Source organism: Rhodoplanes elegans (assembly GCF_016653355.1).
Taxonomy (GTDB): Bacteria; Pseudomonadota; Alphaproteobacteria; order Rhizobiales; family Xanthobacteraceae; genus Rhodoplanes; species Rhodoplanes elegans.
The window spans coordinates 1-15,833 of record NZ_NHSK01000139.1 but is presented as its reverse complement, the minus strand read 5'-3'; the positions used below and the strand labels follow the sequence as shown (position 1 = coordinate 15,833).

The following is a 15,833-nucleotide window of genomic DNA, read 5'->3' as shown; positions in this document are numbered from 1 at the left end:
CCACGGGGCGCCGGCGCCGCCACCCGGCTGGGCCGGCGGATCGCCCGGCCACGGTGCTGCGCCGCCGCTCTGTTGCGCCGGCGGGGCATCGGGCCACGGGGCGGTCTGCGCGAGGGCGCCGGGGGCGACCGCGAGCGGAGCCAGCAGCCCGGCCGCGAGCAGCCCGGCCGCGAGCCGGCCGCGACGGATCGGGCGGTGCGGACCTCGTCCGCCGGATCGCATCGTCCGCATGCCGTTTTTCCCCCTGTCCGGACCTGTTTTCCACACTACAAGAGACTGAAAATTCCGGCGAGAAGGGGGCGCGCCTGCACTTCCCCTCGCGCTCGGTCCGGCGTCCGGTACGCCAGGACCGCCGTTCGGGAGGAGCGCGATGCCGCGCTACGAGTTCCGCAGTCCGCGCCTGTTCGTCGAGGCGCCGCTCGCCCCCGGCGTCCGGGTGCCGCTCGATGCCGCGCCCCTGCATTATCTCAGGGACGTGCTTCGCCTCAAGCCCGGCGACCCGGTGCTCGTGTTCAACGGCCGCGACGGCGAGTGGCGGGCCGACCTCGCCGAGGAGGGCCGCCGGTCGATGGCGCTCGCCGTCGTCGCGGCGACGCGGCCGCAGACCCCGGCGGGGGATCTCCACTACCTGTTCGCCCCGCTCAAGCGCACCCGGCTCGACTACCTGGTGCAGAAGGCGGTCGAGATGGGCGCCTCGCGCCTCGCCCCGGTGGTGACCCGCCATACCCAGGCCGAGCGGGTGAACACCGAGCGCATGCGGGCCAACGTCGTCGAGGCGGCCGAGCAGTGCGGCGTGCTGGCGCTGCCCGCGGTCGCCGAGCCGGTGGCGCTCGACAAGGCGCTGGCCGGGCTCGATCCCGAGCGGCTCCTCGTCTTCTGCGACGAGGACGCCCCGGTCGCCGACCCGTTGGCGGCGCTGGCCGGCGCCGGCCCGGGCGACCCGGAGGCGGCCGGGGCGGCCGGGCCGCGGCCGCTCGCCGTGCTGATCGGGCCGGAGGGCGGCTTCTCCGACGACGAACGTGCCCTCCTGCTCGCGCGGCCCGGGGTGGTGCGGATCGCGCTGGGCCCGCGCATCCTGCGCGCCGACACGGCGGCCGTGGCGGCACTCGCCCTCGTCCAGGCCGTGCTGGGCGACTGGGGCGCCGGGGCCGACCGGCCGGCCGGCTGAGCCCAAGCGGCGCGCGAATCCCGGGGTGCTCGCAACCCCGGGCCGAGGTCGCGGCGGCAGGGAGAATTCGAAGCAATATCAAGCCGCTTTTTGCGCCACGGGAGCGCCCGGACTTCACCTCGCATTAAGGCGAAACGCCTATGACCCGGGCCGGGTTAACCCTCGCTGGATCCGGTCCATGTCCCTCCCGACACTTCGCCTGTCCGCCCGCATCTATTCCGGCTTCGCCGTGCCGCTCGTCTTCGCGGTCGGCCTCGCCGTGTTCGGCAGCTACGGCCTCGCGACGATCGGGTCATCGGTCGAGCGGATGAGCGCGCTCTCCGAGAACACCATCCGCAGCCTGCAGATCAGCAAGGATCTGGAAGCGATGCGGCGCAGCGCGCTGCAGTACAAGATGGTCGGGTCCGAGGCGGCGCTGGCCGACGGTGCGGCGACCGCGAAGCGGGTCGTCGGCCTGCTCGACGAGGCGTCGGCGGCGACCGTGTCGGCTGAGCGCCGAACCCTCTACGGCGAGATCAAGACCGGTGTCGCCGGCTACGAGACGCTGCGCCAGAAACTGCAGGGGCTCGGCCAGGAGATTGCCGGCGAGCGCAAGAAGCTGTTCGCCGGCGGCGACGCGCTCTCCGCCGCCGTCACCAAGATGATCGATGCGGCGCGCGGCAGCGACAGCCTGCCGCTCGCCCTCGCCCTTTCCGATCTCGACAAGCACATCCAGGCGGTGCGGGTCGCCAACTGGCGCTTCCTCGCCACCCGCGACGCCAAGGGGCCGGCCGTGTTCAAGGCCGCGGTGGCCAAGGCCGACGAGGCGCTCGACCTGATGCAGCAGTCGGACCTGCCGCTCGACGTGCTGATGGCGCTGTCGCCGGTGCGCGACGCGCTCTCCGGTTATGCGTCGGGCTTCGCCCTGCTGGCCTCCGCGCTGGAGCGCGGCGATGCGCTGTTCACCGGCGAGATGGTCCCGGCGATCGACCGGCTGCAGGCCAAGACGGCGGCCGCCGAGGCGAGCCTGCAGGCCGACTTCACGGCGTCGCGCAAGCTCTCCGAGACGACCATCGCCGGCACCGTGACGGTTCAGCAGATCCTGGCGGCGGCGGCCCTGGTGCTCGGCGCCCTGATGGCGTGGCTGATCGGCCGCGGCATCGCCGGCCCGATCCGCCGCATCACCGCGGTGCTGATGCAGATCGCCGGCGGCGACAAGTCGGTCGAGATTCCCTATGTCGACCGCCGCGACGAGGTCGGCGACAACGCCCGCGCCGCCCAGGCCTTCAAGGAGAACCTGATCCGCATCGAGCAAGCCGAGACCGAGCGGCACGCCGCCGAGGCGCGCGGCGCTGCCGAGCGCAAGGCGCTGATGCAGAAGCTCGCCGGCGACTTCGAGGGCGCCGTCGGGGGCATCGTCGAGACGGTGTCGACGGCCTCGACCGAGCTCGAGGCCGCCGCCGGCACGCTCACCCGCACGGCCGAGACCACGCAGTCGCTGTCGACCGCGGTCGCCGCGGCGTCGGGCCAGGCGTCGGCGAACGTCCAGAGCGTCGCCTCGGCGACTGACCAGATGACCGCGTCGGTGCACGAGATCAGCCGTCAGGTGCAGGAGTCGAGCCGCATCGCCGCCGAGGCGGTCCGCCAGGCCGAGAAGACCGACAGCCGCATCCTCGAGCTGTCGCAGGCCGCGCAGCGGATCGGCGACGTCGTCAAGCTGATCACGGCGATCGCCGAGCAGACCAACTTGTTGGCCTTGAATGCGACGATCGAAGCGGCTCGCGCGGGAGAAGCCGGCAAGGGGTTCGCGGTCGTCGCCCAGGAGGTCAAGGCGCTGGCCGCCCAGACCGCCAAGGCGACCGGCGACATCGCCAGCCAGATCACCGGCATGCAGGCGGCGACCAGCGAGTCGGTGATGGCCATCAAGGAGATCGGCGGCACCATCGGTCGCATCGCCGAGATCGCCTCGTCGATCGCCGCCGCCATCGAGGAGCAGGGCGCCGCCACCCAGGAGATCGCCCGCAACGTCCAGCAGGCGGCGCGCGGCACCGAGGAGGTGGCGCGCAACATCGGCAATGTCGAGGTGGGCGCCGGCGAGACCGGCTCGGCCTCGGCCCAGGTGCTGTCCGCGGCGCAGTCGCTCGCCGGCGAGAGCAACCGGCTCAAGGCCGAGGTGGCCCGCTTCGTCTCCACGGTCCGGGCGGCCTGACGGCGTGTCGGCGACGATCGCGCAGCCCTCGGCCGTCCTGCGAACATGCGACGGCGGTATCCTACTGAAGGTTGTATTTATGGCGGCTTTGGGCCTGTAGTAACAACCGGCGATGCGTAGTGGTGCGTATCAGGGTAGAGCCAGCCCTTATTAACTAACGTTTAGTTGTCCCGCTCCGTAATGGTGCTCGGAAGTTGACGGGCACATTGCGGGGTGGGCACCCCGGCCGCGGGGACGTGGCCGGAGCGGTCGACATCACCCCGAGTTCCGGCCCGGAACCGGGGGACACATCATGTCGGACGCTTCGCCATCGACCTCGTCGCCGCCGACCTCGTCGCGCGGATGGGGGGCGATCTACACGGACCGCCGCATCGCCACGAAGATCTCCATCGGCTTCGCGCTCGTGCTGATCGCCGTCGCGGCCATCGCTCTGCAGGCGCGCAGCGGCTTCGCCACGGTCGACGACAGCCTCGCCGTGTATGTCCAGCGCAACACGGTGGCCGGCTTGGCGCGCGACATCGACCGCGAGTTCGTCGGCCTGCGTCGGGTGTTCGGCGAGTACATCGCCGACCCGAGCGACAAGCGCCTCGACACGGTCCAGGAGCGCCGCGCCCGCGTGCAGGCGGCGCTCGATCGCGCGCTTGCCGAGGTGAAGGCGCCCGAGCGCGTCGTCGCGCTGAAGCGGATCGCCGACGACCTCGCCGGCTACGGCAAGGGGATCGACGCGATCACGCCGCTGCGGCGCGAGCAGCAGACCATCTCGGCGGTCACGCTGGCGCCGCTCGGCGCCAAGATCACGGCCAATGTCGACGCCCTGCAGCGCTGGGCGCAGGGCCGCGACGACATGGCCGAGGTGCGCATCGCGGTCGTGTTCAGGACCCTGCTGACGAGCCGGCTGAACGTCGCCAAGACGTTCGGCAAGCTGGAGGCGGGCGCCGACAAGGCGGCCGAGGCGAACTTCCGTGATCTGCAGGCGGCCATCGCCGTTGTCGCGGGCCTCGCCGGCGACCCGGACAGCCGCAAGCTGGTCGCCGATCTGCGCACGAATCTCGACGGCTACATCGCCGGGTTCCGCACCTTCGTCGGTGCGATCGGCGCGATCGACCGCATCGTCGCCGAGATGGCGGTCAAGGCCGAGGACCTGGCGCAGTCCACCGCGCAGATCCGCGACAGCGCCATCACCGAGCAGACCGCGATCCTGGCCGTCACCGAGGAGCGGCTCGCCGGCGCGGCTCAGGCCGTCACCATCGGCAGCCTCGTCGCGCTGGTTGCCGGCATCGTGCTCGCCTGGTTGATCGGCCGCAGCATCGCCGCTCCGATCGTCAAGATCGGCGAGGTGCTGGTCGCCATCGCGGGCGGCGACCGGTCGGTCGACATCCCCTATGTGGCGCGGCGCGACGAGGTCGGCGCCAATGCCCGCGCCGCCCAGACCTTCAAGGACAATCTGGTCCGCATCGCCGCCATGGAGGCCGAGCAGCGCGCCGCGGACGAGCGCGCCGCCAAGGAGCGGCAGGCCGCCGTGCACCGGATCGCCGACACGTTCGAGGCGGCGATCGGCGAGATCGTCGAGAGCGTGTCGTCGGCCGCGACCGAGCTCGAGGCCGCCTCCGGCAGCCTCACCCGGACGGCGGAGACGACCCAGAAGCTCTCGACCGTGGTGGCGGCCGCCTCCGAGGAGGCCTCGGCGAATGTCGAGAACGTCGCCTCGGCGACCACCCAGATGACGTCGTCGGTCAACGAGATCAGCCGGCAGGTGCAGGAGTCGACCCGCATCGCGTCGGAGGCGGTGCGGCAGGCCGAGAAAACCGACGCCCGCATCGGCGAGCTGTCGCAGGCCGCCGGCCGCATCGGCGACGTCGTCAAGCTGATCACGGCGATCGCCGAGCAGACCAATCTGCTCGCCCTCAACGCGACCATCGAGGCGGCCCGGGCCGGCGAGGCGGGCAAAGGCTTCGCGGTCGTCGCCCAGGAGGTGAAGGCCCTGGCGGCGCAGACCGGCAAGGCGACGGGCGAGATCGGTGCCCAGATCGCCGGCATGCAGGCGGCGACGCACGACTCGGTCGTCGCCATCAAGGAGATCGGCGGCACCATAGGCCGCATCTCGGAGATCGCCTCGGCGATCGCCGCCGCCGTGGAGGAGCAGGGTGCGGCGACCGGCGAGGTCGCCCGCAACATCCAGCAGGCCTCGGCCGGCACGTCCGAGGTCGCCCGCACCATCGCCGAGGTGAGCCGCGGCGCGGGCGCTACCGAGGCGGCGTCCGAGCAGGTGCGCAGCTCGGCCGGCATGCTGGCCGCCGAGGGCAGCAAGCTGAAGGACGAGGTCCGCAGCTTCCTGATGAACGTGCGCACCGGTCCGCTCGATCGTCGCGAGCAGGACGACCCGAACTACAAGGGTCCGGAGCGGCGCGCCGACCGGCGGGGTGCGTCGGGCCCGGTTGCGCGCGGGCGCGCCGCCTGAGTCCGGGCCTGCGTCTCGATCTGACGCCGGCCCGCAGACCGGGCCGGCGCGGCGCCGTTGCGACCTCGTTCGGCGGACGGTCGTCTGATCGGTCGGGCGTGCTCGGACGCCCACTCTCGCGGCCGGATTAGTCTCTTCCGGCTAGCGTTCAGATTGCCGAAGGTCAAGAACGCGCGTTGCGCGCGTAGATAATTTTAATGATTCCGCGTGATCCTCGAAAACTACTTCTTTTTGGCGAAACGCCACCGGAGGCGGATCTCCTCACCGCCGGTGCGTCCGCCACCTGTCGATTACGGGGATCATAGGACAATGCCGCGCTTTCGTCTGACCATCGGCCGCAAGATCGTGGTGCTCATCGCGCTCGCCGTGCTCGGCCTGGTCGGCCTGGCGCTGTTCGACTCGCGCGAGCTCGGCGCGAGCCTCACGGAGCAGCGCAAGTCGGAGCTGAAGCACCTCACCGAGCTGGCGCTGGGGATCGTCAAGGAGGAGCACGCCGCGACCGTCGCCGGGCGGGTCGGCGCCGAGGAGGCACAGGCGCGCGCCAAGGCGCGCATCGCCACGCTGCGCTACGGCAACGGCGACTATTTCTGGATCAACGACATGGAGCCGCGGATGGTGATGCATCCGACGCAGTCGCGGCTCGACGGCAAGCCGCTCGGCGACTTCAAGGACCCGAGCGGCAACCCGCTGTTCGTCCGCTTCGTCGAGATCGTGCGCCGCGACGGCGCCGGTTTCCACGCCTACGAGTGGCCGAAGCCGGGCTCCGACACGCCGCAGCCGAAGCTCTCCTACGTGGCCGGCTTCGCGCCGTGGGCCTGGGTGATCGGCACCGGCGTCTATGTCGACGACCTCGCCGCCCAGACCTGGGCCGCGGCCCGCACCTCCTTCGCCATCGCGGGCGTCATCATCGTGATCACGCTTGCCATCGCGTTCCTGCTGGCGCGCAGCATCACGCGGCCGCTGCGGCAGATGAGTGCCGCGATGGACGATCTCGCGCGTGGCGCGCTCGACGTCGCCGTTCCGGGCCTCGGCCGCCACGACGAGATCGGGGCGATGGCCGAGTCGGTTGCCGTGTTCAAGACGAACGCGATCGAGCGGGTCCGCCTCGAGGCCGAGCAGAAGGAGGCGGAGGGCCGCGCCGCGGCCCAGCAGAAGGCCGGCATGGTCCGGCTCGCCGACCAGTTCGAGCAGGCGGTCGGCGGCATCGTCACCGCGGTCTCCTCGGCCGCGACCGAGCTGGAGGCGACGGCGACGACGCTGACGCGCACGGCCGACACGACGCAGACGATGTCCGCCACCGTGAGCGCGGCCTCCGAGGAGGCGTCGACCAACGTGCAGGCGGTCGCCGCCGCGGCCAACCAGATGAGCGCGTCGATCGTCGAGATCGGTCGCCAGGTGCAGGCCTCGAGCCGCATCGCCGCCGCCGCGGTGACCCAGGCCGCCAAGACCGACGCGCGCGTCGGCGAGCTGTCGCTCGCCGCGCAACGCATCGGCGACGTGGTGAAGCTGATCACCGACGTCGCCGAGCAGACGAACCTGCTCGCGCTGAACGCGACCATCGAGGCCGCCCGCGCCGGCGAGGCCGGCAAGGGCTTCGCGGTGGTCGCCTCCGAGGTGAAGGCGTTGGCCGGGCAGACCGCCAAGGCGACCGGCGACATCTCGGCCCAGATCTCGGCCATGCAGGCCGCCACGCAGGACTCGGTCGCGGCCATCAAGGAGATCTCCGGCACCATCGGGCAGATCGCCGAGGTCGCCTCCGCCATCGCGGCGGCGGTCGAGGAGCAGGGCGCGGCGACGGCGGAGATCTCGCGCAACATCCAGCAGGCGGCGCGCGGCACCGCCGATGTCTCGCAGACCATCGTCGCGGTGAGTCGCGGTGCGGAGGAGACCGGCGCGGCGTCGGGCGAGGTCTTGAACGCCGCCGGCCAGCTCGCCCGCGAGAGCAGTCATCTGCGCAGCGAGGTCGGAAACTTCCTCGCCACCGTCAGGACGGCGTGAGGCGACACACAAAACGACTTCCTCGTCCAGGTCGGGCGGCCCGGCGCGCTCCGCGCCGGGGGCGCCCCGCGCAGCGCCGACCTTATCGAGCGTCCCGAACTGATTCGGCGCGGAGAGCGATTCGATTCGCGTGACGATCGCAGACGTCGGAGTCGTTTCAACTGGTGCGGTCAGTATAATCCGAAGAGATTATGTCGTGTCCCCTAGCATGAACTAATTACCGCACTCGCCCGCATCACCATCCGGGTCCTGGATCCGACATGCCGGCCCTGAAATTCTGGCGGGCCTGCCGCTCGAAGGCGCTTCATTTAAAAGTTTCGAAATGTGTGAAGGCGCTGAATCGGCGTGGACACCCCACCGGATACCTCCATCATGAGCAAATTGTTCTCCCTTTCGATTCGCGCCAAGATCGTCGTCGCCTTCGCGGCTGTCGCACTGGTGACGGCCGGCCTCGGCCTGTTCGCGATCGATCGCCTCGCCACCGTCAACGCGGCCGCCGCCGAGATCCGGGACAACTGGCTGCCGTCGACCGCCTATCTCGCCACTGTCGCGAAGTCGATCGAGCAGTATCGCGTCAATCAGGCGACCCACATGCTGGAGACGTCGGACGCCGCCATGGACCGCCAGGAGGCGACGATGGCGAGTGCCCTGAAGGGTATCGACGAGGCGTGGCGGGCCTACGAGGGGCTGGCGACGACGCCGCAGGAGAAAGCGCTAGTCGAGGCGTTCAAGACGGAATGGGCGTCGTATCGCGACAAGAGCCGACAGCACCAGGCGCTGTCGCGCAAGAACGACTTCGACGCCGCCAAGGCCCTCTACATCGGGCCGATGCGCGAGAACTCGGTGCGCATGCGCAAGGTGCTCACCGACCTGCTCGATCTGACCGTCCGCGAGGGCCGCGAGGAGGCGAATCGCGGCGCGACCGTGTTCGCGACGTCGCGCACCATGATCGTCTCCGCCATCCTCGCGGCGACGCTGCTCTGCGCCGCCTGCGGCTTCGTGATCATCCACGGCGTGTCGGGCCCGATCACCCGGATGACGGCGGCGATGAAGCGGCTCGCCGACCGCGATCTTTCCGTGGCCATCGAGGGTGTCGGCCGCAAGGACGAGATCGGCGGCATGGCCGACGCCATGCAGGTGTTCAAGGACAACATGGTCCGGGTCCAGGCCATGGAGGTCGAACAGAAGGAGGCGGAAGCGCGGGCCGCCGCGCAGCGCAAGGCCGACATGGTGAAACTCGCCGACCAGTTCGAGCAGGCGGTCGGCGGCATCATCTCGGCCGTCTCGTCGGCCGCGACCGAGCTGGAGGCGACCGCGACGACGCTCACCCGCACGGCCGACACCACCCAGCAGATGTCGGCCACGGTGAGCGCGGCGTCGGAAGAGGCCTCGACCAACGTCCAGGCCGTCGCCGCCGCGACCAACGAGATGACCTCCTCGATCGGCGAGATCTCGCGCCAGGTGCAGACCTCGAGCCGCATCGCCGACGACGCGGTGAGCCAGGCGGCGAAGACCGATGCGCGCGTCAACGAGCTGTCGCAGGCGGCGAGCCGCATCGGCGACGTCGTCAAGCTGATCACCGACATCGCCGAGCAGACCAATCTGCTGGCGCTGAACGCGACCATCGAGGCGGCGCGGGCCGGGGAGGCCGGCAAGGGCTTCGCCGTGGTGGCTCAGGAGGTGAAGGCGCTGGCCGGCCAGACCGCCAAGGCGACCGGCGAGATCTCGGCGCAGATCTCGGCCATGCAGGCCGCCACGCAGGACTCGGTCGCGGCCATCAAGGAGATCTCCGGCACCATCGGGCAGATCGCCGAGGTCGCGTCCGCCATCGCGGCGGCCGTGGAGGAGCAGGGCGCGGCGACGGCGGAGATCTCGCGCAACATCCAGCAGGCGGCGGCCGGCACCGGAGAGGTCGCCCAGAACATCGTCGAGGTGAGCCGCGGGGCGGAGGAGACCGGCGCGGCCTCCAGCGAGGTTCTGAACGCCGCCGGCCAGCTCGCGATCGAGAGCAATCAGCTCCGCGCCGAGGTGACGACATTCCTGAACACGGTGCGGGCCGCCTGACGGGCGCAGGCCTCGCTCGCGATCGCGCGCCGTTCACGATCTGCAGTCGATGCGCCGGATCCCATCGGATCGGCGCATCGTGCGTCGGATGGTGCGCCCTGCATCGACGACGACAGACCCATGTCTCCAGGCGAGGGTGTCTAGACGCGAGCACTCCGACGCACGCCATCCGAAAGTGTTTCGTCAAGCGACAGACAGACGTTGTTTGGTCGAGTGCTCGGCTCCGGATCGAACCAATCTCGGTCAGAAGAACTACTGAGAGTCGCGCGGGACCATTCTTCTTTAACAGTGGCGCATCATGATAATTACGTCGCAGCGCCAGTGGCGTCGCCGGTGACGCCGGCTTAGCCACGAGACGAGCTGCCGACGATCCGTCGCGCTCCCCCGCCGACGCCTCAGCTTCTCGTGAGTCGACATGCTCTCTCGTTTCAAAATCGGCACCCGGCTGATCGCCCTCGCGCTGATCAGCGTGCTCGCCCTCGTGCTCGTCGGCGTCGTCGGCGTCCGCTCGACCGCGCTCGTCAACGACATGCTCCTTCGCACCAAGTCCGAGGCGCAGCAGCCGATCGCCCAGATGGCGCGGATCAACGAGCTGATCCAGGACGCCAACCGGCAGCTCCTCGCCGCCTCGCTGCACAATCCGGCGCTGCCGGCCGCCAAGCATCACGACCATCCGGTGTCGCTGCACACCGACGGTGCCCGCAAGGCGATGCGCGAGCTCGACGAGGTCGTGCGCAGCTATCTCGCCTCACCCGGCGGCAAGCTGTTTCCGGATCTCGCCGACCGCGCCCGGCAAGCGATCGGGGCGCTGATCGGCCAGGGACTGGAGCCCGCGGTCGGTCTCGCCGATGCCGACAAGACCGAACAGTACGGCCAGCTCGGCGTCGACGTCACGGTCAAGGTGCTGCCGCTGTTCAACGAGGCCAAGGCGCTGGCTTTCGAGCTGCTCCAGCGTCACCAGCAGGTCGCCGACCAGGTCGCCGTCGAGGCGGCGCGGAGCTATCAGGAGGCGCGCCTCGCCATCGCGATCGTCGGCGGCGTCATCGTCGTGCTGGTGCTCGGCGGCGCCGCCTGGATCACCCGCTCGATCACCCGGCCGCTCGGCGCGCTCGGCGGCGCCATGAAGGAGCTGAGCGAGGGCCACTTCGACGTCGCGCTGCCGGGGCTCGGCCGCAAGGACGAGGTGGGAGCCATGGCCTCCGCGGTCGAGGGCTTCAAGATCAAGGCTGTCGAGAAGGCGGCTCGCGAGGCCGAGGAGAAGGCGGCGGCCGACGCCCGCGCCGCGGCCGAGCGCAAGGCCGTGATGTACCGGCTCGCCGACGACTTCGAGTCGGCGGTGGGCGACATCGTCGAGACCGTGTCGTCGGCCTCGACCGAGCTGGAAGCGGCAGCCTCGACGCTGACCCGGACGGCGGAGACGACCCAGGCGCTCTCCACTTCGGTCGCGTCCGCCTCCGAGCAGGCGTCGGCGAACGTGCAGAGCGTCGCCTCGGCGACCGACGAGATGACCGCCTCGGTCGGCGAGATCAGCCGCCAGGTGCAGGAGTCGACGCGCATCGCCGCGGACGCGGTCCGCCAGGCCGAGAAGACCGACGGCCGCATCGGCGAGCTGTCGCGGGCGGCGGGGCGTATCGGCGACGTCGTCAAGCTGATCACGGCCATCGCCGAGCAGACCAATCTTCTCGCGCTCAACGCCACAATCGAGGCGGCGCGCGCCGGGGATGCCGGCAAGGGCTTCGCCGTGGTGGCCAACGAGGTGAAGGCGCTGGCCGGTCAGACCGGCAAGGCGACCGGCGAGATCTCGCAGCAGATCTCCGCCATGCAGGCGGCCACCCAGGACTCGGTCGTCGCCATCAAGGAGATCGGCAGCACGATCGGCCGAATCGCCGAGATCGCCGCCTCGATCGCCGCGGCGATCGAGCAGCAGGGCGCCGCGACCGGCGAGATCGCCCGCAACGTCCAGCAGGCGTCGCAGGGCACCGTCGCGGTGGCACGCAGCATCGGGGACGTGAGCCACGGCGCCGGCGAGACCGGCTCCGCGTCGTCGCAGGTGCTGGCCTCGGCCCGGTCCCTGTCGTCCGAGAGTTGCCGGCTGAAGCTGGAAGTGACCAAATTCCTGCAGACGGTCCGTGCGGCCTGATCAGTCGTCGCCGTCGTGACGGGCGGGCGCGGCGTCGGACGCCGGGCCGTCGCGGCGGTCGCATCGGCGCGGGCAAAGCCCGTCGTGCCGATCTCGCGATCGCCTCACGACGAGCCGATCGAAGCGATATAGCACGAAGAGGCTAAATCGGAGATGATCATCTGATCAGTCAGGGCCTCATCCAGTACGTCGAGTTGTCGACATCAGAAACATGCAATCCCAGAGCGGCAGCTCTGCTTCTGCGCCGGCCATCTCATCATCTCGATAAATAAGAATTTAAGCACTCGGGTCCACCATTCCGACTATGTCGTTCGCACCTGCCCTGTGGTGTCGACCCCCGTCCACTGCGATGTCCCGGCTGACTTCTGCGAAGACCTTCTGATGATGCCGGCCGCATCGGCTGGCAGCGGAGTCCGACATGCGTCGATTGCCCCTCTTCCGCCTATTGTTTCTGCTGACCCTCCTCCCCGTCGTCGGTGTCGCCGCGTTCGGCGGCCAGCTGGCCTACGAGAGCTGGTCTCGCTATGCCGAGCTGTCGCGTGCCTCGGAAGTTCTCAGGCTCGCCGTCGCGGCGAGCCGCAACGCCGCGTTGCTGCCGCGGCAGGCGGCGGCCGAGCGCGAGCTGATCGCCGGCACGGGCGATCGCGCCCGGGTCGACGGGTTGCGCCGGGCTGCCGAGACGCAATACGCCGCCTTCCGGGCCGCGGTGACGCCGGAGGCCGAAAAGCACGCGACGATCGCGCGGCATGTCCGCGAGCTCGACGATAAGATGCGCAAGTACCAGGATCTATGGAAGCAGATCGACGCCAAGGCGGTGAACAACGTGGCGATGCCGACGATCGTCGGCGCGCCGATCGTCGGCCAGTCCATCGATCTCGTCGGCAACGCGTCGGCGCTGGTCAGCGATCCGGAGCTGTCGCGCCGCATCGTCACGCTCTACGTGACGCTGCAGTTCGCCGACAGCGTTCTCATTCAGCGCGGCGCCGGGCTCCAGTCTCTGCAGCAGGGCAAGCTCCCGCCCGAGTCGTGGTTGCTCCTGAGCCGCGGCGTGTCGCTCTACGGGCCGTTCGGCAAGCTGTTCGCCGACTATGCGCCGGCCGAGGCCGTGGCTCTGTTCAACGCCTTCGACGCCGCGAACGGGCGCGAGATCCAGGCTCTGCGGGACAGGGCCGTGAAGCCAACGGGCGAGCCGGCCTCCGCCGAGGAGATCCGCCGCTGGGGCGAGCTCGGCAATCAGCAGACGGCGTTGTTCGGCAAGATCGTCGGCCAGACCATCGACAGCGTCGCGGCCGAGGGCGAGGCGATGCTCGCGTCGGCCTGGCGCAGCATGATCGCCTATCTGACGCTGGTCGCGGTCGTCCTGGTCGCCGTCGCGGTGCTCGGTCGGATGGTGATGCGGATCGTCCGTGATCTGCTCGGCCAGCTCGTCAGCGTGATCGACAGCATGCGCGACGGAAACTTCACCATCGCCATCCCGCACACCGAGCGCACCGACGAGGTGGGCGCCATGGCGCGCGCCATCGACGGGTTCCGGACCAACTTCGTCCGCGCCCAGCAGGCCGAGGCGGAGCGCAAGGCGGCCTCCGCGGCGGAGGAGCGCAAGGCCCTGATGGAGAAGGTCGCGGCCGAGTTCGAGGCGGTGGTCGGCGGCGTCGTCGAGACGGTGTCGTCGTCCTCGTCGCAGCTCGAGTCGGTCGCCACCGCGCTCACCCGCGCGGCCGACACCACGCAGGAGAAGGCCGGCGCGGTCAGCGCCGCCTCCGAGGAGGCTTCGACCAACGTGCAGGCGGTCGCCGCGGCGACCAACGAGATGACCTCGTCGATCGGCGAGATCTCGCGCCAGGTGCAGACGTCGAGCCGCATCGCCGGCGAGGCCGTCAATCAGGCGGCCCGGACCGACGCGCGGGTCAATCAGCTCTCGCAGGCGGCCGCCCGCATCGGCGACGTGGTCAAGCTGATCACGGCGATCGCCGAGCAGACCAACCTTCTGGCGCTGAACGCGACCATCGAGGCGGCCCGGGCCGGCGAGGCCGGCAAGGGCTTCGCCGTGGTGGCCCAGGAGGTCAAGGCGCTGGCCGCCCAGACCGCCAAGGCGACCGGCGACATCTCGACCCAGATCGCCGAGATGCAGTCGGCGACCCAGGACTCGGTCGTCGCCATCAAGGAGATCGGCGGCACCATCGGCAAGATCGCCGAGATCGCGTCCGCCATCGCTGCGGCCGTCGAGGAGCAGGGCGCGGCGACCTCCGAGATCGCCCGCAACATTCAGCAGGCGTCGCAGGGCACGGCCGAGGTTGCCTCCACTATCACCGAGGTGAACCGCGGTGCCGGCGAGACCGGCGCCGCCTCGACCCAGGTCCTCGCCTCGGCGCGGGCGCTCGCGCGCGAGAGCCAGCATCTGCGTGCGGAGGTCGGCAAGTTCCTGCGGACCGTGCGGGCCGCCTGATCTCCGGCGAATTCTCGCGCGCGGTGTGCCACCGCCGTCGCGGGTCGATCTCGAAGCCGCCACCGGAGCCCGCTCCGGTGGCGGTTCTCTTCGTCGCGCACGTCGTTTCGGATCATCAGTTTGGATGACTTGTCCCGCGGTGTTTTCGGACTGCGAGAAACTCCGTTCCTGCTAAGAAATCACCTTGCAAGACATGACTATTTCGGGTTGCGACCCAGTCGGGAATTCAGAACATCTTAAATTTTATCGGCCAGAACAAAGTACCATCGTCGCGCCGGTGCGCGCGTGCGGTGCCGGACGCGATCGATCCGTCGGGGACGCGGCCGAACCGACCGCCGCACTCGCCTCGCACGATCGCCTGAGGATTTCGAAGATGTCTTTCACCATCACGCGCCGCCTGGGACTTTTGGTTGTCCTGGCGGTCGTCGCCTGTCTCGCCGTCATCGCGGTCCAGCTCGTCGCCCTGCGGGCCGCCCTCGAGCAGGAGCGCATGGCCTCGGTCAAGTCGCAGGTCCAGTCCGCCATCTCGATGGCGCGCGGTTTCGCGGCGGCCGCCGCCAACGGCCAGATCAGCGACGCAGAGGCGCAGGAGCGCGCCAAGGCGGCGATGCGGGCCATCCGGTTCGGCCAGAACGACTACATCTTCGTCTATCGGCCGGACGGCGTGAATCTCGTCCTCGGGCCGCGTCCCGAGCTCGAGGGCAAGAACCTCTCCGAGCTGAAGGACCCCAACGGCGTTTTCTACGTCCGCGAGCTGCTCGGCGCGGTGAAGCGCGGCGGCGACTTCGTCCGCTACATGTTCCCGCGGCCCGGCAAGACCGAGCCGGCCGCCAAGCTCGCCTACGCGGCCGGCGTGGAGCCGTGGGGCTGGATCGTCGGCACCGGCGTCTATGTCGACGATCTCGATCAGGTGTTCTACGCCGCCGCCGCGACGGCGCTGATGTGGGCGGCCGGGCTGCTGGCCCTGCTCGTCGCCAGTGCGTGGTATCTCGCCCGCGGCTTGGTGCGGCCCGTGAAGGCGATGACGGCCGCCATGGGCGACCTCGCGGCCGGCAAGCTCGACGCCGAGATTCCGGGCGTCGGCCGCAAGGACGAGGTCGGCGCGATGGCGGACGCCGTCGCGGTGTTCAAGAGCAACGCGATCGAGCGCCGCCGGCTCGAAGACGAGCAGCACGCGGCGGAGGCGCGCGCCACCGCGGCCCGCAAGGCCGACATGGTGCGGCTCGCCGACCAGTTCGAGCAGGCGGTCGGTGGAATCATCGCCATGGTCTCGTCGGCGGCGACCGAGCTGGAGGCGACGGCGACGACGCTCACCCGCACGGCCGACACGACCCAGCAGATGTCGGCGACGGTCAGCGCCGCTTCCGAGGA

General features: G+C 70.2%; 8 protein-coding genes and 1 pseudogene. 8 read left to right on the top strand and 1 reads right to left on the bottom strand.

Going from position 1 to position 15,833, the window contains the following annotated elements; translation table 11 throughout:
• Positions 1–231: pseudogene (locus CCR97_RS31385) on the bottom strand (hypothetical protein); the annotation flags it as partial.
• Positions 232–370: 139 nt separating this feature from the next.
• On the opposite strand from CCR97_RS31385, the gene CCR97_RS17505 reads away from it, so the two are divergent.
• From CCR97_RS17505 to CCR97_RS32110, 8 genes are all read left to right on the top strand, one after another.
• A complete protein-coding gene (locus CCR97_RS17505; protein ID WP_201159707.1) occupies positions 371–1,168 on the top strand; it encodes a 16S rRNA (uracil(1498)-N(3))-methyltransferase in 798 nt (265 codons plus the stop codon).
• A gap of 178 nt (positions 1,169–1,346) precedes the next feature.
• Complete coding sequence (locus tag CCR97_RS17500; protein ID WP_111357234.1) at positions 1,347–3,356, top strand: methyl-accepting chemotaxis protein; 2,010 nt, start codon at positions 1,347–1,349, stop codon at positions 3,354–3,356.
• A gap of 292 nt (positions 3,357–3,648) precedes the next feature.
• The gene (locus CCR97_RS17495) at positions 3,649–5,814 is read left to right on the top strand and encodes a methyl-accepting chemotaxis protein (protein ID WP_244670521.1); all 2,166 of its coding nucleotides are present in this window, start codon (positions 3,649–3,651) and stop codon (positions 5,812–5,814) included.
• A 309-nt stretch (positions 5,815–6,123) separates the two neighbouring features.
• Positions 6,124–7,812 (top strand): methyl-accepting chemotaxis protein, encoded by a 1,689-nt coding sequence (locus CCR97_RS17490; protein WP_111357235.1) that lies wholly within the window; start codon positions 6,124–6,126, stop codon positions 7,810–7,812.
• Between the two features lie 372 nt (positions 7,813–8,184).
• Complete coding sequence (locus CCR97_RS17485) at positions 8,185–9,876, top strand: methyl-accepting chemotaxis protein (protein WP_111357236.1); 1,692 nt, start codon at positions 8,185–8,187, stop codon at positions 9,874–9,876.
• A gap of 415 nt (positions 9,877–10,291) precedes the next feature.
• Positions 10,292–12,016: a methyl-accepting chemotaxis protein gene (locus CCR97_RS17480; RefSeq protein WP_111357237.1), complete on the top strand. Its 1,725-nt coding sequence runs from the start codon at positions 10,292–10,294 to the stop codon at positions 12,014–12,016.
• 418 nt (positions 12,017–12,434) lie between these two features.
• On the top strand, positions 12,435–14,462 hold the full coding sequence (locus CCR97_RS17475) for a methyl-accepting chemotaxis protein (RefSeq protein ID WP_111357238.1): 2,028 nt from the start codon (positions 12,435–12,437) through the stop codon (positions 14,460–14,462).
• A 373-nt stretch (positions 14,463–14,835) separates the two neighbouring features.
• The coding region (locus CCR97_RS32110) for a cache domain-containing protein (RefSeq protein ID WP_201159706.1) at positions 14,836–15,833 on the top strand (998 nt) is incomplete at its 3' end.

Bases quoted from the DNA above. Each gene is read 5' to 3' on its own strand.
- CCR97_RS17505 (WP_201159707.1), top strand. From the start codon at position 371: ATGCCGCGCTACGAGTTCCGCAGTCCGCGCCTGTTCGTCGAGGCGCCG.
- CCR97_RS17500 (WP_111357234.1), top strand. From the start codon at position 1,347: ATGTCCCTCCCGACACTTCGCCTGTCCGCCCGCATCTATTCCGGCTTC.
- CCR97_RS17495 (WP_244670521.1), top strand. From the start codon at position 3,649: ATGTCGGACGCTTCGCCATCGACCTCGTCGCCGCCGACCTCGTCGCGC.
- CCR97_RS17490 (WP_111357235.1), top strand. From the start codon at position 6,124: ATGCCGCGCTTTCGTCTGACCATCGGCCGCAAGATCGTGGTGCTCATC.
- CCR97_RS17485 (WP_111357236.1), top strand. From the start codon at position 8,185: ATGAGCAAATTGTTCTCCCTTTCGATTCGCGCCAAGATCGTCGTCGCC.
- CCR97_RS17480 (WP_111357237.1), top strand. From the start codon at position 10,292: ATGCTCTCTCGTTTCAAAATCGGCACCCGGCTGATCGCCCTCGCGCTG.
- CCR97_RS17475 (WP_111357238.1), top strand. From the start codon at position 12,435: ATGCGTCGATTGCCCCTCTTCCGCCTATTGTTTCTGCTGACCCTCCTC.